This window comes from Pseudomonas sp. B2M1-30, from assembly GCF_025447575.1.
GTDB classification, from domain to species: domain Bacteria; phylum Pseudomonadota; class Gammaproteobacteria; order Pseudomonadales; family Pseudomonadaceae; genus Aquipseudomonas; species Aquipseudomonas botevensis.
In genome coordinates this window covers 112,631-130,532 of sequence record NZ_JAOEJT010000008.1, presented here as the reverse complement: position 1 = coordinate 130,532, position 17,902 = coordinate 112,631, and the positions used below count along the sequence as shown (strand labels likewise).

The 17,902-nt window shown below is 61.2% G+C and carries 23 protein-coding genes; 10 read left to right on the top strand and 13 right to left on the bottom strand.

What is annotated here, in order from left to right; genetic code table 11:
- Both fae and N8H74_RS17235 read right to left on the bottom strand, forming a co-directional pair.
- Nucleotides 1-513, bottom strand: a complete 513-nt coding sequence (gene fae / locus N8H74_RS17240; protein WP_217833634.1) for a formaldehyde-activating enzyme — start codon at nt 511-513, stop codon at nt 1-3.
- Between the two features lie 290 nt (nt 514-803).
- Nucleotides 804-2,009, bottom strand: coding sequence for an NAD(P)/FAD-dependent oxidoreductase (locus N8H74_RS17235; RefSeq protein ID WP_262149028.1), 1,206 nt, complete (start codon nt 2,007-2,009; stop codon nt 804-806).
- Between the two features lie 325 nt (nt 2,010-2,334).
- On the opposite strand from N8H74_RS17235, the gene N8H74_RS17230 reads away from it, so the two are divergent.
- Complete coding sequence (locus tag N8H74_RS17230; protein WP_262149026.1) at nt 2,335-2,880, top strand: Rrf2 family transcriptional regulator; 546 nt, start codon at nt 2,335-2,337, stop codon at nt 2,878-2,880.
- Nucleotides 2,881-2,949: 69 nt separating this feature from the next.
- Here N8H74_RS17230 and N8H74_RS17225 read toward each other — a convergent pair whose 3' ends face one another.
- Entirely contained in the window at nt 2,950-3,285 is a 336-nt protein-coding gene (locus N8H74_RS17225) for a hypothetical protein (protein WP_262149024.1), read from the bottom strand.
- Nucleotides 3,286-3,491: 206 nt separating this feature from the next.
- Here N8H74_RS17225 and N8H74_RS17220 point away from each other — a divergent pair, with 206 nt between their 5' ends.
- Entirely contained in the window at nt 3,492-3,731 is a 240-nt protein-coding gene (locus tag N8H74_RS17220; protein WP_053121283.1) for a hypothetical protein, read from the top strand.
- Nucleotides 3,732-3,783: 52 nt separating this feature from the next.
- On the opposite strand, the gene N8H74_RS17215 is transcribed toward N8H74_RS17220, so the two are convergent.
- Nucleotides 3,784-3,972, bottom strand: coding sequence for a DUF2188 domain-containing protein (locus N8H74_RS17215; protein ID WP_217833630.1), 189 nt, complete (start codon nt 3,970-3,972; stop codon nt 3,784-3,786).
- A gap of 236 nt (nt 3,973-4,208) precedes the next feature.
- Between N8H74_RS17215 and N8H74_RS17210 the strand changes: the two genes are divergently transcribed.
- Nucleotides 4,209-4,571: an NUDIX hydrolase gene (locus N8H74_RS17210; RefSeq protein ID WP_262149020.1), complete on the top strand. Its 363-nt coding sequence runs from the start codon at nt 4,209-4,211 to the stop codon at nt 4,569-4,571.
- 4 nt (nt 4,572-4,575) lie between these two features.
- Here the strand turns inward: N8H74_RS17210 and N8H74_RS17205 are convergent, their stop codons facing one another.
- The 3 genes from N8H74_RS17205 to N8H74_RS17195 all read right to left on the bottom strand — a co-directional run bounded on the left by N8H74_RS17205 (nt 4,576) and on the right by N8H74_RS17195 (nt 6,936).
- Nucleotides 4,576-4,818, bottom strand: coding sequence for a DUF1652 domain-containing protein (locus N8H74_RS17205; RefSeq protein WP_217833628.1), 243 nt, complete (start codon nt 4,816-4,818; stop codon nt 4,576-4,578).
- Between the two features lie 123 nt (nt 4,819-4,941).
- Nucleotides 4,942-5,841, bottom strand: coding sequence for a polysaccharide deacetylase family protein (locus N8H74_RS17200; RefSeq protein WP_262149018.1), 900 nt, complete (start codon nt 5,839-5,841; stop codon nt 4,942-4,944).
- Between the two features lie 147 nt (nt 5,842-5,988).
- Nucleotides 5,989-6,936, bottom strand: a complete 948-nt coding sequence (locus N8H74_RS17195) for an ABC transporter substrate-binding protein (RefSeq protein ID WP_262149017.1) — start codon at nt 6,934-6,936, stop codon at nt 5,989-5,991.
- Nucleotides 6,937-7,229: 293 nt separating this feature from the next.
- Between N8H74_RS17195 and N8H74_RS17190 the strand changes: the two genes are divergently transcribed.
- The 3 genes from N8H74_RS17190 to N8H74_RS17180 all read left to right on the top strand — a co-directional run bounded on the left by N8H74_RS17190 (nt 7,230) and on the right by N8H74_RS17180 (nt 9,674).
- The gene (locus N8H74_RS17190; protein ID WP_262149015.1) at nt 7,230-8,216 is read left to right on the top strand and encodes an aliphatic sulfonate ABC transporter substrate-binding protein; all 987 of its coding nucleotides are present in this window, start codon (nt 7,230-7,232) and stop codon (nt 8,214-8,216) included.
- Between the two features lie 61 nt (nt 8,217-8,277).
- Nucleotides 8,278-9,117: an ABC transporter permease gene (locus N8H74_RS17185; RefSeq protein WP_262149013.1), complete on the top strand. Its 840-nt coding sequence runs from the start codon at nt 8,278-8,280 to the stop codon at nt 9,115-9,117.
- 284 nt (nt 9,118-9,401) lie between these two features.
- The gene (locus N8H74_RS17180) at nt 9,402-9,674 is read left to right on the top strand and encodes a hypothetical protein (RefSeq protein WP_217833623.1); all 273 of its coding nucleotides are present in this window, start codon (nt 9,402-9,404) and stop codon (nt 9,672-9,674) included.
- Nucleotides 9,675-9,721: 47 nt separating this feature from the next.
- Here the strand turns inward: N8H74_RS17180 and N8H74_RS17175 are convergent, their stop codons facing one another.
- The 3 genes from N8H74_RS17175 to N8H74_RS17165 form a co-directional block, all read right to left on the bottom strand.
- Complete coding sequence (locus N8H74_RS17175; RefSeq protein ID WP_217833622.1) at nt 9,722-9,868, bottom strand: hypothetical protein; 147 nt, start codon at nt 9,866-9,868, stop codon at nt 9,722-9,724.
- Nucleotides 9,869-9,944: 76 nt separating this feature from the next.
- Nucleotides 9,945-10,256: an AzlD domain-containing protein gene (locus N8H74_RS17170; RefSeq protein WP_217833700.1), complete on the bottom strand. Its 312-nt coding sequence runs from the start codon at nt 10,254-10,256 to the stop codon at nt 9,945-9,947.
- Nucleotides 10,256-10,954 (bottom strand): AzlC family ABC transporter permease, encoded by a 699-nt coding sequence (locus N8H74_RS17165; protein ID WP_139054739.1) that lies wholly within the window; start codon nt 10,952-10,954, stop codon nt 10,256-10,258. Before N8H74_RS17165 ends, N8H74_RS17170 begins: the two co-directional genes overlap by 1 nt.
- Before the next feature lie 155 nt (nt 10,955-11,109).
- On the opposite strand from N8H74_RS17165, the gene N8H74_RS17160 reads away from it, so the two are divergent.
- Complete coding sequence (locus tag N8H74_RS17160) at nt 11,110-11,496, top strand: DUF2784 domain-containing protein (RefSeq protein WP_262149010.1); 387 nt, start codon at nt 11,110-11,112, stop codon at nt 11,494-11,496.
- Here N8H74_RS17160 and N8H74_RS17155 read toward each other — a convergent pair.
- A complete protein-coding gene (locus N8H74_RS17155) occupies nt 11,493-12,020 on the bottom strand; it encodes a DUF3087 domain-containing protein (protein WP_217833620.1) in 528 nt (175 codons plus the stop codon). The two genes, N8H74_RS17160 and N8H74_RS17155, sit on opposite strands and share 4 nt — an antisense overlap.
- 223 nt (nt 12,021-12,243) lie before the next feature.
- Between N8H74_RS17155 and ppnN the strand changes: the two genes are divergently transcribed.
- From ppnN to N8H74_RS17140, 3 genes are all read left to right on the top strand, one after another.
- Complete coding sequence (gene ppnN, locus N8H74_RS17150) at nt 12,244-13,617, top strand: nucleotide 5'-monophosphate nucleosidase PpnN (protein ID WP_217833619.1); 1,374 nt, start codon at nt 12,244-12,246, stop codon at nt 13,615-13,617.
- A 160-nt stretch (nt 13,618-13,777) separates the two neighbouring features.
- Nucleotides 13,778-14,512: a transporter substrate-binding domain-containing protein gene (locus tag N8H74_RS17145; RefSeq protein WP_262149009.1), complete on the top strand. Its 735-nt coding sequence runs from the start codon at nt 13,778-13,780 to the stop codon at nt 14,510-14,512.
- A 108-nt stretch (nt 14,513-14,620) separates the two neighbouring features.
- Nucleotides 14,621-14,818, top strand: coding sequence for a hypothetical protein (locus N8H74_RS17140; RefSeq protein WP_217833617.1), 198 nt, complete (start codon nt 14,621-14,623; stop codon nt 14,816-14,818).
- On the opposite strand, the gene N8H74_RS17135 is transcribed toward N8H74_RS17140, so the two are convergent.
- Both N8H74_RS17135 and N8H74_RS17130 read right to left on the bottom strand, forming a co-directional pair.
- Nucleotides 14,812-16,272 (bottom strand): FAD/NAD(P)-binding protein, encoded by a 1,461-nt coding sequence (locus N8H74_RS17135; RefSeq protein WP_262149008.1) that lies wholly within the window; start codon nt 16,270-16,272, stop codon nt 14,812-14,814. The two genes, N8H74_RS17140 and N8H74_RS17135, sit on opposite strands and share 7 nt — an antisense overlap.
- Before the next feature lie 160 nt (nt 16,273-16,432).
- On the bottom strand, nt 16,433-17,836 hold the full coding sequence (locus N8H74_RS17130) for an LLM class flavin-dependent oxidoreductase (protein ID WP_262149007.1): 1,404 nt from the start codon (nt 17,834-17,836) through the stop codon (nt 16,433-16,435).
- Nucleotides 17,837-17,902 lie beyond the last annotated feature (66 nt).

The window sequence follows — 17,902 nt, the reverse complement described above, 5'->3', positions numbered from 1 at the left end:
TCAGGCTTTTGGAGTGTAGAAAGGGTTGCTGATGTGCGCGACAACGTCTTTCAGTTGCGCGGTTTCCGGCTTGCCGGTCAGGGCCGCGCGAATCGCGGTGCGGCAGGCGTTGTAGTTGTTCAGGTACACCGCATCGAGGTCGTCGCAGCCCGGGTTGACCCAGTTGGCGGTGACGATGGCCCACTCGTCTTCGGCTTCCGGCGGCAGGGTGCCGTCGAGCAGCGCTTCGAGCACTGCCTTGGCGATACCGGCCTGGGACGCGCCCCAGGTGGCGTTGCCGTGCAGATCGCTGCTGATCGCAGCCTTGTTCACGTACAAGGTCATCGGCTTGACCGGAATGTTCGGCTGGGCAATCACCATGAACGGGCAATGGCCCTGGCTCGGCGAGGCCAGGCTGTTGGCGAACGCCTGCCCTGCCGGACCGTTGCGCGGGCCGATCAGGATGTTGATGTGCGCGGCGTTCACGCCCGGGCCTTCGAAACCTTCACCGATGTACAGGTCGAGTTCTTTCATCAGTCATTACTCTTTGCGATGCAGAGGGATGTTTGGGTGTTCGGCAACTCACGCGGGCCGAGGGGGCCGGCGCGGTCAATAACGGACGTGGGGAGGTGCGGCGGGAGAAAGGGGACATGGCTGCAAACGCTCTCTGGTTGTTATTGATGAGCTGTGTTTGCGATTTTTTAACACCGCGGTTCGGGCGGGCTGTAACCATTAAAAATCATGGGGCAATGACTTTTAGTCATAGCCTCTGAAGGGGCAAAAAAAATCCCGCTCAGGGAGCGGGATCATTGCAACGTCGTTGATTACGCGACGACGGGAATCATCGGGTCGGCAGCGGCCAGAGCGCTCGCACGGTCAGCCGCAGGTGGATAGATCCATTGGGTGTTGATCTGGGTCTTGAGCGACTTGCCCTCCTCCTTGACCAGTTTCACCTGACGATCCCAGCCCTCGGTGTACACCGCGCCCCAGGCGCCGAGGTCCAGGCAGGTCACGTATTTCGGCTGGCTGTACGGCGTCGGGTCGACTCCCAGGATCTGCGCGGCGACGTTGTTGCCGGCGTGACGCCCCAGGGAAATCGCATGCTGGCAGGTCATCAGGGCAAAGTTGCCGATATCGTCGCTGGCCGCGTAAGCCACATCGCCGGTGGCGAAGATGTCGTCCTGACCAATCACTTTCAGGTGCGCATCGACGTGCAGGCGGCCCTGACGATCACGCTCGGCGGGAATCTGCTCGGTCAGCGAGCTGGCGCGCACGCCGGTGGTCCAGACCACGGTGTTCGCTTCGATGCGCTGACCGTCCGACAGCGTGACGCCGTTTGCATCGACCGACAGCACCGACACACCCAGTCGCCATTCGACGCCCAGCTCGGCGCTCGCTTCGGCAATCGACACGCTGATCGCCTCGCCCATCGCAGCACCGACCTTCTGCCCGCGATCGACGATGATGACTTGAATCTCGGCCTCGTCACCCAGCACCGCCCGCAGACGCGCCGGCATCTCGGTCGCGGTTTCGATCCCGGTGAAGCCGCCACCGGCGACCACGACGGTGTTGCGCGCCTGGCTTTGCGGTTGATTGATCAGCGATTTGAGGTGGGTTTCCAGGCGAATCGCCGCCTCGATCTGGTCGACGTCGAACGCATGTTGCGCCACGCCGGGAGTGTCCGGCAGAGCCAGGCCGCTGCCGGAGGCCAGCACCAGTTTGTCGAAGTGGAACACCTGACCGACGCCGTCGGCATCGGTGTAGCCCACGGTTTTGGCATTGACGTCGATGGTCTTGGCCGCGCCCTTGATGAAGTTGACGCCAACCGCCGCAAACAGATCGCCCAGCGGTGCCGCCAGTTGATGAGCGTTCGGCTCGTAGAAGCGTGGACGCACCCGCAGCTCGGCTTGCGGGGCCAGCACGGTGACCTCGATGTTGTCGCGATTGTGCATGTCGACCAGACGCGTGGCGCTCAACGCCGTCCACATGCCACCGAAACCTGCGCCGATTACCAGAATGTGCTGTTTCATTGTTGTCTCCAGGCCAAGGCCAAGTCATTGAAAGAGGTTCGAGAACTCACGTTCATCGGGAGCCGGCACGCTTGCGATTCTAGAAAGCGTGGAACGCTGCTCACCTGATAACGGCGACTTTATTGGTCGCCTTTCAATTCAACAAGTCAGATTTCATGATAGTTAGCATCGAAAACTTCGATAGCTCGAAAGCTTGACACGTCGATAAAAAGCTCAGAAAACACCGCAATTACTGGCCAGAAACGGCTATACCCTCCTTCATTGCGCATTTGCCGCAGCCCGTTCAGCCTGTTAAAATATGCGACAATTACAGTCGGAGATAGCTATGTCGCTTTACAGTGCGGGCGTCGAATACGGCATCCATTGCCTGGCCTTTCTGGTGGGTAACGGCGGCGACAGTCGCGAGGCCAGCGTGCGCGACCTCGCAGAGCTGCAAGGCGTGCCGCTGGATTACCTGGCGAAGATTTTCACCAAACTGGCCAAAGGCAAACTGGTGGTGTCCACCGGCGGGGTAAAGGGCGGCTTCACACTGGCGCGCCCGGCGGATGAAATCACCCTGCTCGACATCGTCAACGCCATCGATGGCCGCAAGAACATTTTCGAGTGCCGGGACATTCGCGGTCGCTGCGCCCTGTTCGAGGGCTCGCCGCCAGAATGGGCGCTGGAGGGTACGTGCTCGATTCACGCCGCGATGATGACGGCGCAAAAGCGCATGGAAGACGCCCTGGCCCAACAGACCATTCTCGACATTGCCAGAAAGGTCGGGCGCAAGGCGCCGGCCGAGTTTTCCAGCCAACTGGAAGACTGGATGCAGGACCGTCGCGAGAAAAAGACCGGCGGCAATATTCCGCTCACCGATGTCTCCGATTGAGCCCATCGCAATCGCAGGCGAAAAAAAAGCAGAAACCGTTACCCGGTTTCTGCTTTTTTCATATCCCCATCACAGGCAATCGCGTACCGATTGGCGCAAGGCCCCGGACTTGGCCCATGGCGGCCCCTGATACAACGAGACGCGGCTGCCGTCCTTGTACTTCACGATATCGAGAATCTCGTCGGCGGTGACGATGCTCGGCGCGGTGATGCGGTAACCATTGGAAATCGAAACCTGCGACGTCTTGGGAATGTCCTTCTGCCACAGCGGCAACAAGCACGCGGCATATTCCTTGGGAGCCTTGCCACTGATCTTGCTGAAGTTCGGTTCGCCCGGCACCAGTGACGCCGGCAGTGAGCAACCGGCCAATGCTGCCAGCAGCACTCCCCCGATCAACATCCGCATAATGAATCCTTCATTGAAAAAAAACGCGAATGTACCTTGTAACTCTTCCTACATCCATCGGGGCATCTTGCCTACAACGAACCTCAGCCTGAATATCCCGACCAACGGCACACAAATCCACCGCATTCGCTCAGACGACAGATGCCTTGACCTTTACCCGGAAAATGCGGCTACTCTGTTCTACCGAGAATGTTCCGGAGGTGATCATGCGGCTCAATGAATACGAACATGAACTTCAACGCGACCTGCAAGCCGTCGCATCGGATCTGCGATGGTCGGCGGTCGACCTCAAGCGCATCGCCGAGCAGTTGCGTAAATCGGGCAACGAGGCAGATGCCCAGACGGTGCTCAGATCCTGTGAGGTGCTGCAAAGCGACGAAGAACGCCTGCAACTGTATGCCAAGGAAGTGAAGGCCCGCGCCATCAGCCGAACGAAAGTCCACTGAATCGTCCCCAGCAAAAAGCCCCGGATATCCGGGGCTTTTTCATGACAGACCGTCAGTCTGCCTTCGGTGCGCGCGCACGAGGTTTGTAGCCCGGAAGCGCGGCGGCATACGCCATCGCTTCCTCCCGGCTGGCAAAAGAAGCCAACCGGTCACCCTCGGTGCAGACCCGCCAGGGGCCATTGTTGACCCTGAGTACGTCGTAGCCGTTCATGTGCATTTTGTTCAACATGCCAATGCTCATAGACACCTCCTGTCGACTGCTAAAAGTCCAGTTGCACTTTTTTACCTTACACCCTCGCCCCATCCCTGTGCCGACCGGACGTCGATCCACCCCAATCCCGCGCACCACAACGTCAAAGGAACGGCACTTTTGCGCACCGACACCACTCGGAAACTCAAGGGAACCTCTAGATCGGGCCACGGCTCGAATATTGCAGTTTCATGACCTTTTCATGACAGGCAGTAATCAGGTAACAGATGAAAGTACGTGCAACCGTGATATGCGAGCAGGATCGGCACATTCTGCTGGTGCGCAAACCCCGATGCCGCTGGACCCTGCCGGGCGGCACGGTCGAGCCGGGAGAAACCCGCGCGCAGGCCGCCGCCCGTGAACTCGACGAGGAAACCGGCCTGAAGACCGACGACATGCTGTATCTGATGGAATTGCACAGCGGCGGCACGCGACACCACGTCTACGAAGCCTCGGTGCTGAACATCGACGAGGCGCAAGCGCAGAACGAGATTTTCGATTGCATCTGGCATCCGCTGGAGACGGTACACAACCTGAACGTCAGCGACGCGACATTGAGCATCGTCCGCGCCTTCGTGCGTCGGCTCTGAAGGACTAACCGGCGAACGCCCGACGCCCGGCGCTCATTTCGGTCCGCAATTCGCCAATGAAATTGGAAATGTCACGAATCGTGACCAGATGTTCCGGGGAAACACCGTTGAGCAGCAAATCCACCCGCCCGCTGTCAGGGTCATAAACCTTGATCTGCAACAACCCCTGCGCGGTTTCGGCACAATCGCAGCACAGAGGCGAAAAGCCGGATTCGACGATGCGGCAAATGTCGGCAATGGCGAGCATGGACGGACGCCTCGCAGGCGATGGGTCGGGTTGACCCGTTGAGCATAGATGAGCTTTCAGCGCCCTGCCGCTCATGACCTCGAGCAAAAATGCCAACACCGTCGCAACTTCGTTCAGCCGTCCTCAGTGTGCGTTGCGATCCCAGATCCAGTTCCAGACACCCGGCAAACGTACGGGGTCCCCGGCGCTTTGCACGGTACGCGCCAGCGCTGCCCGCTCCAGCGCCGCGTGGTCGTCGTAGAACGGCTTGTCCGCCAGCCTCACTCCCGTGGCCGCCGCGCTGTCGAGCAGGATCTGCAGGTATTCGCGGGTGTGGCGCGCGGTGTAGCGGTTGAGGTCATGGAAGGTCACCACCACCGGAATCACCCCGTCCACCGTCGGAAATTGCCCGAGGGCAATCCGCTCACGGACTTCCGACAATTGGCGCAACATATTCGCCCGCCGCCGGGGGCTGGCATTGAAGCCCCAGATTTTGCCGTCGTTGGCACTCAAGTCGGTGAGCAGCACATGCAGGTGGTGCTGCTGATAAGCGGCGAAGGTGCGCTTGTCGTAGTTCCAGAATGGCGGACGCAGCAACGTCGGCGGCGCACCGGTGACCGCCGCGATGTCGGCGCTGCCACGGGTCAGCGAGGCTTCCAGTTCCTGGGGGTCGAGCGAGCGATGATTGGTGTGCCAGTGGGTGGCGGTGTGGAAACCCAGTACATGCCCTTCGTCATGCTCACGCTGCATGAGCCGCCAGCCGATCTCGCTGTTGCCGGCCCTCGGTGCGCTGGTCTGGACGAAAAACACGGCTTTGATGTCTGGCTGCAACGCATTGCTCTTCAGGCTGTCGAGCACGGTGCCGGTCGGGTTCCAGAAACTCGAGGCGCTGGGGCCGTCATCGAAGGTCAGCAGAAACCGCACCGGCGGCTGTGCCTCCAGGCGCGTCCGGGTTTGCGAAGTCATTTCGATGGGAGCGGCGATGCAACCGGCCAGCCCGACGGCGATGGCCGCTGCGCAGAAAAGCTTGAACCACTGTTTCATGTTTTGCCTTGAGTCCGACCGTTGCGATCATGTTGTCATTGGCAAAACTCCATCGCCGCTGCTGCCTCCCTGCGACCCGCCAGCCGTGACCTGTCAGTGTGGGCCGAGGTTGGATAAGGGTACACAGGGTTTGGTTCCAGCGCTCGTTCAGCGTGCCAGGGCCTGCTCGAAGGTGCCATCAATGATGCCCGCCGTCGCCAACGGCGCCGGCAATGCCTTGACCTTGAACAGGAAGTCCGCCGTGCTTTGCAGATCGGCGGCGGCCTGCCGGTCCACCGGGCCGACGGTCATGTGCGCCTGGCGCAACCAGTGCCGCGAAACCTGCTGATCGAGGTTGGCCTTCTTCGCCCACAGGTCGGCGTACTCGTCAGTGTGGCTGTCGACCCAGGCCCTGGCCTGCTTCAAACGCCCAAGAAAGTCGGCAATCGCTTCACGCTTGCTGTCGATCGATGGCGTCGACGCGGCGATGGCGCTCAGCCCCGGCATCAGATTCTTCGCGGTGAGAATCGGCCGTGCCCCGGAGAACACGATCTGCTGGGAAATGTACGGTTCCCACACCGGGAACGCATCGATGCTGCCCTGGGGGAGCGCGGCGGCGGCATCGATCGGCATCAGTTTGACGAAGTCGACGTAGTTGTCCGGTAACCCGCCCTGCTCCAGCGCACGCAAGGTCAACTGCTGACTCCAGGCACCCGGCCAGTAAGCGACCTTTTTGCCCTTGAGATCGGCGATGGTTTTCACCGGCGAATCCTTCGGCACCAGCAAGGCGATGGTGTCCGGGTTCTGCCGCGACACCCCGATCAATTTCACCGGCGCCTGCTTGGCGGCGAGAAACAGGAAACCCGAATCACCGAGAAAGCCCAGGTCCAGCGAACCGGTCTGCAATGCTTCGGCCAACGGCGCAGCGGCCTGGAAGTGTTTCCAGTCGACGCTGTACGGCGCGTCTTTCAAGACGCCGGACGCCTCTATTGAAGCACGGATGTTGTAGTAATTCTGATCGCCGACATGCAAGACCAATGGTTCGGCGGCATAGGAAAGTGGTGAGGCAAACAGCGCAGCGGTCAACGTGGCACGTAGGAAACGGGAGAGCTTCATGGCGAGTCCTGAAGATGGCTTTTTATAGACCATAACGCTCTTACAAATCTGAATTTAAATTCGATTAATGCATAAGCTCATCACCGCCGGTTTTCACTGTTGGCCCCGCAACAGTGGCGCGACGAAGTGTTGATCCGGCAACAGCTGCAATCCGGGAGAAACCCTTGCACCCCGCGAAATCCGTCGTCTGAGCGCACATGGCACAGAGCCTGCAATATTCCATTCATGCAGGAAGCATTCGATAAAAATATCTTTTTGGACATAAGAACCTGTTGCCTTGGCGGAGCGCCCTCATGACATCCTTCTTACCGTTTTCCCGAGTCAAAACGCTGTTGGCGGCCTGCGCGGTAGCCCTGAGCCTGCAACCCGTTGCCCACGCCGCTGAAACCGCGCCGGCCGAAGTGCATCTGGACTACGCCTACTATTCGCCGGTCAGCCTGGCCCTCAAACATTTGGGCTACCTGGAAAAAGCCCTGCCCCAGAGCAAAGTCACCTGGGTGCTCAGCCAAGGCAGCAACCGCTCGCTGGAATACCTGAACAGCGGCGGCGTCGATTTCGCCTCTTCCGCCAGCCTCGCGGCGGTACTGAGCCGTGCCAATGGCAGCCCGATCAAATCGGTGTACGTCTACAGCCGCGCCGAGTGGACCGCGCTGGTGGTACGCAAGGACTCGCCGTACCACACCGTCGCTGATCTCAAGGGCAAGAAAATCGCCGCCACCAAGGGCACCGATCCGTACCTCTTCACCTTGCGCAGCCTGCAACAGGCCGGGCTGAAGAAGGACGACGTCGAACTGGTACACCTGCAACACCCTGACGGGCGCACCGCACTGGAAAAAGGTGACGTCGACGCCTGGGCCGGACTCGATCCGCACATGGCCGCCAGCCAGGTGCAGGCCGGTTCACGCTTGCTGTATCGCAACCCCGGTTTCAACAGCTACGGCGTGGTCAGCGTGACCGAGCAATACGCCAAGGAGCATCCGCAAACCATCGACACCGTGATCAAGGCCTACGAGCAGGCGCGCGAATGGTCGGTGAAGCACCCGGATGAACTGGCGAAACTGCTCTCCAGCGAATCCGGCCTGCCGCTGGAGGTGGCCAGACTGCAACTGTCGCGCACCGACCTGAGCAGCCCGCAACTCACCGCCAAGGACGTGCTCGCCTCGAAAGCCGCCGCGCCGATCCTGGTGTCCGAAGAGTTGGTGCGCCGTGGGGTGAATGTCGATCAAGTGATCGATCAACTGATCGACCCTGGTTTCCAGCAGACCGTCGCCGCCCAGTAACCGATCAGGCTCACGACGAGTCCGCGCCCATCGCGGATTCGCTGTGAGCGGAGAATTGACCATGAGCAACGACCTGCCCACGCAACTCACCCTGCCCGTAGCGCGCCGCCAGCCCCCATCGTTGAATCCGGTCTGGCGACGCCGCCTCAAAGGTCTGGCGCTGCCGCTGTTGATCGTGCTCGCACTGGAATTCATCGTGCGCATCGGCTGGCTGCCGTCCTATCAAATGCCCGCGCCGAGCGAGGTTGCCCTGACCCTGACGGATCTGGCTGAAGGCGCGCTGTGGAAACACATCGGCGCCAGCCTGCTACGGGTGCTGCTGGGTTTTGCCATCGGCGCCGGTCTGGCCCTGGCGTTTGCCGCATGGGTGGGACTGAGCCGCGAAGCCGAAGCGTACCTGGAGCCGACCTTCGCCGCGCTGCGCTCGATTCCGAGCCTGGCCTGGGTGCCGCTGTTGCTGCTGTGGCTGGGGATCGACGAAACCTCGAAAATCGTCCTGATCGCCATCGGCGCGTTCTTTCCGGTGTACCTCAACGTGGTTGCGGCCATCCGCAACATCGACCGCAAACTGGTGGAAGTCGGACGCATCTACGGCTTCAGCCGTCTGCAACTGGTGCGCCGTATTCTTCTGCCCGCCGCCCTGCCCGGCCTGTTCACCGGGTTGCGCAGCGGCATGAGCCTGGCGTGGATGTTTCTGGTCGCCGCCGAACTGATCGCCGCGACCAAAGGGCTGGGGTATCTGCTCAGTGACGGTCGGGAAACCTCACGCCCGGATATCGTCCTGGCGGCGATCATTGTCCTGGCACTCCTGGGCAAACTCAGCGATGGCCTGCTGGCGGTGGCCGAACGTCGCTGGCTGCGCTGGCGCGACACCTTCACCGGGCAGGACAGCCAGGACTGAAGGATCCGATAGCCTAAAGAACAGCGGGCGCGATGCGTTATCAAGGAAAGCACTCAATGAGTGAATCCGTAGCGTTACAACCAGTGTTTCAACCGCGAGACAACAGCGCAAACAGCCGGTCGAGAGATATCAACCGCCTGTCTGACATTTCAATCGTCATACATACATTCCGAGACGCTACAGATAGGATGCGCGCCGCATTTCCTATTGGCATACCAGTTGACCAAAGAGTCAATAAGACCGGGAATCCCCTACAAACTTAACAAACCTTGCAGAGAACTAAGTTGCGCGACGATTTTGCAATCAAACAGGCCAACGGCCTGGAGTGTATTTATCTGTCCATGACAGAACGCTTTCAACTCGACTGTTTTATCGGCCACTACATCAAGACCCGAAACCTGCACGCCGTACCCGATATCGACCGCATCCTGCGCGCCACCCTCGACAACTATCCGGGCCACGCGCCGGTGATGGTCAACGAGCTCAATGCATGGATCGACAAGACCTTGGGCTATCGGGCTTCGCACCCCGACTTCGCGCAGCTGGACGATCTGTGACACCACGAAAAAGCCCCGCAATCGCGGGGCTTTTTCGTACCAAGGGGTCAGGGTTTCAACGGGCGTTCCTGATCCCGATCGGAGAGCTCGCGGCTGTCGTCATGTTTCCAGGTCTGCTCCTTGTGTTTCTCCCGCTCGATCTCTTCTTCGCTCGGTTCTTCATCTTCGTCAGGGCGTTTCTTCTCGGTTGCCATGCTCACCTCGCCAGAAAAGTCATCAGTCATCCCTGAAGCGTAGAACAAATTCCGACCGGCAACTTGCAGCCTCGAACTAGAGCCACCAACGCAATAAAAAGAAGAACGCCATGCTCAACAGCATGCTAAGTAGCGTATTGCGCGTATAGATCACCAGGCCAATGGCGACCAGCGAACTGAGCAAGTAAGGATTGTCCCACTGCAAATTCAGTTGTTTCTCCGGCATGAACACGATGGGACCGCAAATCGCGGTCAACATGCCAGGCACGGCAAAGCCGAGAAACTGCCGCGCGTTGCTGCTTAAACGGACTGGCAAGCGTGGTTCGAGAAACACATAGCGGTTGAGAAACACCAGAATCCCCATGCCGATAATCACTGCCCAGATCATCATGTGCGCCCCCGATACAACTTGTTGCAGACAAACCCTGCGGTCATTCCGGCCAGCCCCGACAGCACCAGCGCCGAGCCCCACTGCCAATAGCTGAACAGCACCGAACAGAACAGCGACACCGCCACACAGACCACCGTCGGCACGTTGCGCACCACCGGAGTGATCAGGGCGATGAAGGTCGCGGCGATCGAGAAGTCCAGGCCCAGGTGCTCCAGCCCCGGAATGCTGCTGCCCAGGACGATGCCGGCCAGGGTGAACAGGTTCCAGGCGATGTAAAACGTCAGGCCGACGCCCAACGCGTACCAGCGATTGAATTGCTGGCGATCGTGCTGACTGGTCAGGGCGAACAACTCATCGGTGAGCAAAAAACCCAGGCCGATGCGCCAGCGCCCCGGCAGCGGCGAAATCACCGAACGCATGCTCATGCCGTACAGCAAATGCTGTGAAGTCAGCAGCAGCGTCGTCAGCAAAATCGAGAAAATCCCGGCACCGCCCTTGAGCATGCCGATAGCCACCAGTTGCGCGGCCCCAGCGAACACGATGCTCGACAGGCCCTGCCCTTGTAGTGGCGTGAGATTGGCTTCGATTGCCATGGAGCCGGCCAGCAGCCCCCAGGGTGCCGTCGCCAGCGATAACGGCATGATCGCCGCAGCCCCGCGAAGAAAGGCACTGCGCGGCATAAGTGAATCGGACATAACGCTCTTCAACCGTGAGACAAGACCTCGGACTTTGCCAGCAAACGGCCTTTTCTGGCTTGAACAATCTTGCGCAGTTGTGGGAAATCCCCTCAGCCATCCATCGCCGGGCGGCGTAAGATTGCAGCCATCCACACCCGTGTCAGGGAGACACCATGTTTTACCGAATCGCCGCCGACGGCCTCGTGCTGTTTCACTTGTCGTTCATTGTCTTCGTGTTGCTCGGCGGCTTGCTGGTGCTCAGGTGGCCACGGCTGATGTGGCTGCACCTGCCGGCGGCGGCCTGGGGTGTCGCGGTCGAGGTGTTGCACCTGACCTGTCCGCTGACCTATTGGGAAAACCTGATGCGCCACGCCGCCGGCCAGACGGAATACGCCGGTGGTTTCATCGAACACTACGTCTTGCCGGTCATCTACCCGGCCGGGCTGACCCCGCAGATTCAACTGGCCCTGGGCAGCATCGTGCTGGCGATCAACCTGCTGGTGTACGGGCGTCTTTTGCGTCGATGGAAGTTGCGGCGCGCCGCACGTATTCCGTTTTAACCGGCAGTCGGCTTCAAGGACTCCAGCCAGGCCGGATCAAGGCGCGTCTGTTCAGGATCGAGCCCCAGCGCTTGCATCCGTGCCTTGTGCTGTTCGACTTCCCGATGCAATTGCGCATGATCGCTGGAGTTGCCGTCCAGTTCATGCATCTGGGTCAGGCCCAGATGATAGAAGCGCAAGACCTTCATCGCCGTCGGGTCACCCTGCCCAACCCTGGCCGTCACCTGATGCATCACATTGGTGACGCTCATCAGACTGCGCTTGAGCCGCCAGCCGTACACCGCCGGGGCCATCCACGTCTGGTTCCAGAAACGCCCGCGCAACAGGGCGCCGGTCAGCAGAAACCCGACAAACACACCTCCGACGTTGAACCGCAGGTTGTCCCCGCCAGGCTCGCCGAACAACGCCACTGCCGTGGTCGAAAACAACATCGCCAGCACCAGGAACAGCACGGCAATGATCAACGTACTGCGCCGGGTCTGCTGGCGATAAGTGGCGGCGTTCATCGGCTGGATCTCGAACATCTGCAATGGCTTCCTTGAGCGGTTAAACGGGCGTTGGAAAAAACCGGCCGGCGCATTATGGCCTCTGAGAAGGATTTAGCTATGCTGGGGCTCCTTTTCATCTTTTCATCAGTCAAAAAGGATATGGCGATACACCGCAGAGCGTGCCATCTTCATTCATGGGAACACACTATTCGGATGCCGTTGGCCGACCCGGCAATGACATCGTTTTAAGGATTTTTGCATGACCCAACGACACGTAATCAATGCCTCAGTCAGCCCGAAGGGCAGCCTGGAAACCCTATCTCAACGTGAAGTTCAGCAACTGAGCGAAGCCGGATCCGGCAGCACCTACACCCTCTTCCGCCAGTGCGCCCTGGCCATCCTCAACACCGGCGCCCATGTCGACAACGCGAAAACCATCCTGGAAGCCTACAAGGACTTCGAAATCCGCATTCACCAGCAGGATCGCGGCGTGCGCCTGGAACTGCTGAACGCCCCGGCCGACGCCTTCGTCGACGGCGAAATGATCGCCAGCACCCGGGAAATGCTGTTCAGCGCCCTGCGTGACATCGTCTACACCGAAAACGAACTGGATGCCTTGAGCATCGACCTGAGCACCTCCCAGGGCATCAGCGACTACGTCTTCCACCTGCTGCGCAACGCCCGCACCCTGCGCCCCGGCGTCGAGCCGAAGATCGTCGTGTGCTGGGGCGGCCACTCGATCAACACCGAAGAATACAAATACACCAAGAAAGTCGGCCACGAACTGGGCCTGCGCAGCCTCGACATCTGCACCGGCTGCGGCCCCGGCGTGATGAAAGGCCCGATGAAAGGCGCGACCATCGCCCACGCCAAACAGCGTATCCACGGCGGCCGCTACCTTGGCCTGACCGAGCCGGGCATCATCGCCGCCGAAGCGCCGAATCCGATCGTCAATGAGCTGGTGATCCTGCCGGACATCGAAAAACGCCTGGAAGCCTTCGTCCGCGTCGGCCACGGCATCATCATCTTCCCCGGCGGCGCCGGCACCGCCGAAGAGTTCCTCTACCTGCTGGGAATTCTGATGCACCCGGACAACGAAGGCCTGCCATTCCCGGTGGTCCTGACCGGGCCGAAACATGCCGCGCCGTATCTGGAGCAACTGGACGCTTTCGTCTCCGCCACCCTTGGCGAAGCCGCGAAGAAGCACTACGAGATCATCATCGACGACCCGGCCGAAGTCGCGCGCAAGATGACCCAGGGCCTCAAGGAGGTGAAGCAGTTCCGCCGCGAGCGCAACGACGCGTTCCACTTCAACTGGCTGCTGAAGATCGACGAGCGCTTCCAGCGTCCATTCGACCCGACCCACGAAAACATGGCCAACCTCAAGCTGCACCGCGATCAGCCGGCCCACGAACTGGCGGCCAACCTGCGTCGGGCGTTCTCCGGGATTGTCGCCGGTAACGTCAAGGACAACGGCATTCGCCTGATCGAGGAACACGGGCCGTACCAGATCCGTGGCGATGCGGCGATCCTGCAACCGCTCGATCTGCTGCTCAAGGCCTTCGTCGCCCAGCACCGGATGAAACTGCCGGGCGGCGCGGCGTATGTGCCGTGCTATCAGGTAGTGGCATAAACACACCTGAGGTGGGAGCAGGCTTGCTTGCTCCCACCGCTTCAATCGTTTCAGCAATGCCGATAAACCTTGGCATCTGACACAAAAGCCCCGGCAATTTCCCAGCAACGTCCTCGTGCGGCGTAATAAGCTTTGCGATTGATTTGTTCAGGGACGAGCCATGAAACGTTTTGCCGCCTGTCTGCTGTCTCTGCTGGCTGTGGCAGCCAGCGCCGCCGACCTGCAACTGCTCACCGACAACCACCCGCCGCTGCATTTTCTGCAAGGCAACCAACTGGTGGGGTTCGGCGTGGATGTGGTGCAAGCCCTGGCGGAGCAGACCGGTGATCGCATTCATCTGCAACAAGTGCCGCTGCTGCGCGCCCTGCGCATGGCCAGCGATTCCGCCGACACTGCCGTGTTCACCGTACTGCGCACCGACGAGCGCGATGATCGCTATCAATGGGTCGGGCCGCTGCTGAAAGTCGAAACCGCGCTCTACGCCCACGACACGATCCAGCCACCGGTGCGCAGCCTGCGCGAAGCCGATCATTTGGGACGGATCACCGTGCCGCGCAAATGGCTGGCCTACAGCTACCTGCAACAGCAAGGCCTGAACAACCTCTACGGCGTGGAAACCCCGGAGCAGATGATGCGCCTGTTCAGCCTGGGACGAACCGACTTCGTGGTCTCGGACACCCTGTCCAGCAGCACCCTCGCCCGGGAACAGGGCATGGCGCCGGAGCGCTTGCAGTATCAGATGCCGCTGATGACGCAGGACACCTACATCGCCTTCTCCCGGCAAACCGACCCGCGCCAGGTGGCCCGCTGGCAACAGGCGCTGGACAGCCTGCGCGCCGACGGCCGCCTGGAGCAGATGCGCCAGCGCTGGCTGGGCGACACCCTGCCACGCTGAGCCAGCATCAACGTCTTCGATAACGACTATCTGCACAGGTGTTTTTTCTTCTCGACCGTGCAGCCATAAAGTGGGCGCCATCTTCCACCCACTTTCTGGTGTACGCCCATGAAAGACATGATTGCCCTCGGGTTCATCGTTGCCCTGATCGGCGCCACCTCCGCCGTTGCCACCGCGCATGACAGCCATCCTGTGGTTGCCAGCGTGACCACCGCTCAGTCTCATACGGCGAATATCGCGATGGTTGGCGATAACACCCTTGAACCTGCCGGCCTGTATGCGGCAGCGGGTTCCGAGGGTTACTGAGATTTTGCCGTGAGGGTGTCGCCCCCTTCGCGAGCAAGCCTGGCCGCCAATGCCTTGGCCTGAAGCGCCACATCGGTCACCGCCGTACTCTCCCACCACATCCCGCGCAACGGCGGTCCCATGGCGAACAGCCGGGCGGACTCTCGCCCCTGCGCGTCCAGCACCGCCCCGTCCACCGCCGCCGCAATCCCCAGCGCCAGCGGCCCCGGCTGCACCAGTCCACGGGCCAGCAACTGTTGCGGCAAGGGTCGCGCAACGCGGCGCCAGTCGTATTCGATCCCGCTGGAATTGATCAGCGCCGCCCCACGTACCACGCAAGTCTGATCCTCGCCGCGACGCCGGATACGAATGCCCACGCCGCCCTCCACCGCCGGCTCCAGTCCTTTGAACGACGCGGCCTGAATCCGCAGGCGCCCGTCGCGGTGCAGGCGCTCCACCAGTTCGGCACTCAGCGGCGGCGAACGGTGGTGATGGCTTTCCCACCACGGCCGCACATGGCGCACGAATTGCCGACGCTGCACATCACTGGCCTGGCTCCACAACCGGCCGATGTGCGCCCGCACCGTGTCCAGCGGCGCCTGCCAGTCGATGCCCTGCGCGATGGCTGCGCGGCAATGCCGGCGCAGTTCGCGCAGCAATTGCCGGGGCGTGCGAATGCCATGATCCTCGGCGAGGAAGTCCACCCACGCCGGCGGCTGACGTCGCACATGGGGCAGCAGGCCGTGCCGGGAAAACACCTCGATCGGCCCGCGATGCCCGGCCTGTTCCAGCGACACCACGGCATCGACCATGGTCAGCCCGGAACCGATGATCAGCACCGTCGACTGCGGATCGAGCTGGCGCATCGCGGCGACGTCCCAAGGATCGAGCGCCGCGGCGTTGAGGCCACTGGAGGTTTTCTGCGGTGTGCGCGCAGCGGGAAACATGCCGGTGGCGAGCACCGCTTGCGCCCCGTGCAATGACTGACCGTCGCTCAGGGTCAGTTGCACGCAATCGGCCGAAACCTGCACATCGACCACTTCGGCGCGCACATGCTCGACGGTCGAACCGTGCCCCAAGCCCACCGCCCGTGCCTCGGCCAGTCGCTGTTGCACATAGACGCCGAACAAACCGCGAGGTGGGAACAGCTCGCTGACCGGCACATGCTGCTGATCCGACTCCGGCCAGCCACCCGCCGCAATGTGCTCGGTAAGCCATTGGGTCAGGTCATCGGGGTTATCCGGGTCGACGCTCATCCGCGCCGCGTTGCCGTTGAGCGTATGGCCCAGTTCCACGGCGCTGTAGGCCTCGCCCCGGCCCAGTTCCGTCCGGGGTTCGATCAGCATAATCCGCCGCTGGCCGGGCAGACGCAGCAGTTGCGCCGCGAGCATCGTGCCGCTGAGGCCGCCGCCGATGATCAGGATGTCGGCGTGACGGATGGCGAGCGTCGCCTGGCCGTGTGAGGGTTGGGTCATGCCGTTCTCGCTGCTGAAGGGTTGGCTCGATATGGATTGCGCCACATTAATGGTTTGGATGCCGGTTGTGTGTTGAATTTGCCGGCCTCTTCGAGGATAAGCCCACTCCCACAGGAAAATGCGTTCCGGCTGCGGGAGCCAGGCTCGCCCGCGAAGGCGCTCAGGCAGAGGCCACCTTCTTTTCCTGCCGCCGCAACTCGCCCAGGTCCCGATACCCCGCCCCCGGATGAATCCCCGGCAACCTCGGTCCCTCGCCGAACAACTTCTCGCGCAGGGTGCCCGGCGCGTACTCGGTCTTGTAGACCCCGCGCTTTTGCAACTCCGGCACCAGCAGCTCCACGGCGTCGACAAAGGTTTCGTGGGTCAGCGCGTAAGCCAGGTTGAAGCCATCGACATCGGTTTCATCGACCCAATCCTGCAACAGATCCGCCACGGTTTCAGGGCTGCCGACGAACAACGGGCCAAAGCCGCCGATGCCGACCCAATCGGCCAGTTCGTTGGGTGTCCAGACCTTGTTCGGGTCCGCGGTGGAAAACGCCTCGACCGCCGACTGGATCGCGTTGGTGTGAACATGCTTGAGCGGTTCGTCCGGTTTGAAGCGACTGAAATCGATGCCGGTCCAGCCCGAGATCAACGCCATCGCGCCCTCGTAGCTGACCCAGGACTTGTACTCGTCGAATTTGGCTTTGGCCTTGGCGTCGGTTTCGCCAAGGATCACGGTCTGCAGATTGAAGATCAGGATCTTCGACGGATCACGCCCGGCCTCGGCGGCGCGGCGGCGAATGTCAGCCACGGTTTTCTTCAGCAGCACCTTGGACGGCGCGGCGACGAACACGCACTCGGCATGCTCGGCGGCGAACTGCTTGCCGCGACTGGAAGCACCCGCCTGGTACAACACCGGCGTGCGCTGCGGCGAAGGTTCGCAGAGGTGAATGCCCGGCACCTGGAAATGTTTACCGCTGTGGCGAATCTCGTGGATCTTGCCCGGATCGCTGAAGATCCGCCGCTCACGATCACGCAGGATCGCGCCCTCTTCCCAACTGCCCTCCCAGAGCTTGTAGCAAACCTCCAGATACTCCTCGGCAAAGTCGTAGCGCGCGTCGTGTTCGGTCTGGGCGGTCTGGCCGATGTTCTTGGCCCCGCTCTCCAGATACGAGGTGACGATGTTCCAGCCGGCGCGGCCCTTGGTCAGGTGGTCGAGGGTCGACAGACGCCGCGCAAAGGGATACGGATGCTCGAACGACAACGAAGCGGTCAGGCCGAACCCTAGGTGCTCGGTGACCAGCGCCATCGGCGGGATCAACTGCAAGGGATCATTGACCGGCACCTGCGCCGCCTGCCGAATCGCCGCGTCACCGTTGCCGTTGTACACGTCATAGATGCCCAGCACGTCGGCGATGAACAGCCCGTCGAACTTGCCGCGCTCCAGAATCTTCGCCAGGTCGGTCCAGTACTCCAGATTCTTGTACTGCCAGGAACGATCCCGAGGATGTGCCCACAAACCCGGCGACTGATGGCCGACGCAATTCATGTCGAAAGCATTGAGACGGATTTCACGGGCCATCAGACGGCACTCCGCGGTTTGCGAGGATGAATGCCGTGGCGGGATAAGGCAGGGAATGAAACGGTC

What these genes read in the sequence shown, in the direction of transcription:
- N8H74_RS17135 (WP_262149008.1), bottom strand. Translation starts at nt 16,272, where the DNA reads ATGACCCAACCCTCACACGGCCAGGCGACGCTCGCCATCCGTCACGCC.
- N8H74_RS17185 (WP_262149013.1), top strand. Translation starts at nt 8,278, where the DNA reads ATGAGCAACGACCTGCCCACGCAACTCACCCTGCCCGTAGCGCGCCGC.
- fae (WP_217833634.1), bottom strand. Translation starts at nt 513, where the DNA reads ATGAAAGAACTCGACCTGTACATCGGTGAAGGTTTCGAAGGCCCGGGC.
- N8H74_RS17160 (WP_262149010.1), top strand. Translation starts at nt 11,110, where the DNA reads ATGTTTTACCGAATCGCCGCCGACGGCCTCGTGCTGTTTCACTTGTCG.
- N8H74_RS17175 (WP_217833622.1), bottom strand. Translation starts at nt 9,868, where the DNA reads ATGGCAACCGAGAAGAAACGCCCTGACGAAGATGAAGAACCGAGCGAA.
- N8H74_RS17220 (WP_053121283.1), top strand. Translation starts at nt 3,492, where the DNA reads ATGCGGCTCAATGAATACGAACATGAACTTCAACGCGACCTGCAAGCC.
- N8H74_RS17130 (WP_262149007.1), bottom strand. Translation starts at nt 17,836, where the DNA reads ATGGCCCGTGAAATCCGTCTCAATGCTTTCGACATGAATTGCGTCGGC.
- N8H74_RS17230 (WP_262149026.1), top strand. Translation starts at nt 2,335, where the DNA reads ATGTCGCTTTACAGTGCGGGCGTCGAATACGGCATCCATTGCCTGGCC.
- N8H74_RS17235 (WP_262149028.1), bottom strand. Translation starts at nt 2,009, where the DNA reads ATGAAACAGCACATTCTGGTAATCGGCGCAGGTTTCGGTGGCATGTGG.
- N8H74_RS17145 (WP_262149009.1), top strand. Translation starts at nt 13,778, where the DNA reads ATGAAACGTTTTGCCGCCTGTCTGCTGTCTCTGCTGGCTGTGGCAGCC.
- N8H74_RS17165 (WP_139054739.1), bottom strand. Translation starts at nt 10,954, where the DNA reads ATGTCCGATTCACTTATGCCGCGCAGTGCCTTTCTTCGCGGGGCTGCG.
- ppnN (WP_217833619.1), top strand. Translation starts at nt 12,244, where the DNA reads ATGACCCAACGACACGTAATCAATGCCTCAGTCAGCCCGAAGGGCAGC.
- N8H74_RS17210 (WP_262149020.1), top strand. Translation starts at nt 4,209, where the DNA reads ATGAAAGTACGTGCAACCGTGATATGCGAGCAGGATCGGCACATTCTG.
- N8H74_RS17140 (WP_217833617.1), top strand. Translation starts at nt 14,621, where the DNA reads ATGAAAGACATGATTGCCCTCGGGTTCATCGTTGCCCTGATCGGCGCC.
- N8H74_RS17225 (WP_262149024.1), bottom strand. Translation starts at nt 3,285, where the DNA reads ATGCGGATGTTGATCGGGGGAGTGCTGCTGGCAGCATTGGCCGGTTGC.
- N8H74_RS17200 (WP_262149018.1), bottom strand. Translation starts at nt 5,841, where the DNA reads ATGAAACAGTGGTTCAAGCTTTTCTGCGCAGCGGCCATCGCCGTCGGG.
- N8H74_RS17205 (WP_217833628.1), bottom strand. Translation starts at nt 4,818, where the DNA reads ATGCTCGCCATTGCCGACATTTGCCGCATCGTCGAATCCGGCTTTTCG.
- N8H74_RS17170 (WP_217833700.1), bottom strand. Translation starts at nt 10,256, where the DNA reads ATGATCTGGGCAGTGATTATCGGCATGGGGATTCTGGTGTTTCTCAAC.
- N8H74_RS17155 (WP_217833620.1), bottom strand. Translation starts at nt 12,020, where the DNA reads ATGTTCGAGATCCAGCCGATGAACGCCGCCACTTATCGCCAGCAGACC.
- N8H74_RS17215 (WP_217833630.1), bottom strand. Translation starts at nt 3,972, where the DNA reads ATGAGCATTGGCATGTTGAACAAAATGCACATGAACGGCTACGACGTA.
- N8H74_RS17195 (WP_262149017.1), bottom strand. Translation starts at nt 6,936, where the DNA reads ATGAAGCTCTCCCGTTTCCTACGTGCCACGTTGACCGCTGCGCTGTTT.
- N8H74_RS17190 (WP_262149015.1), top strand. Translation starts at nt 7,230, where the DNA reads ATGACATCCTTCTTACCGTTTTCCCGAGTCAAAACGCTGTTGGCGGCC.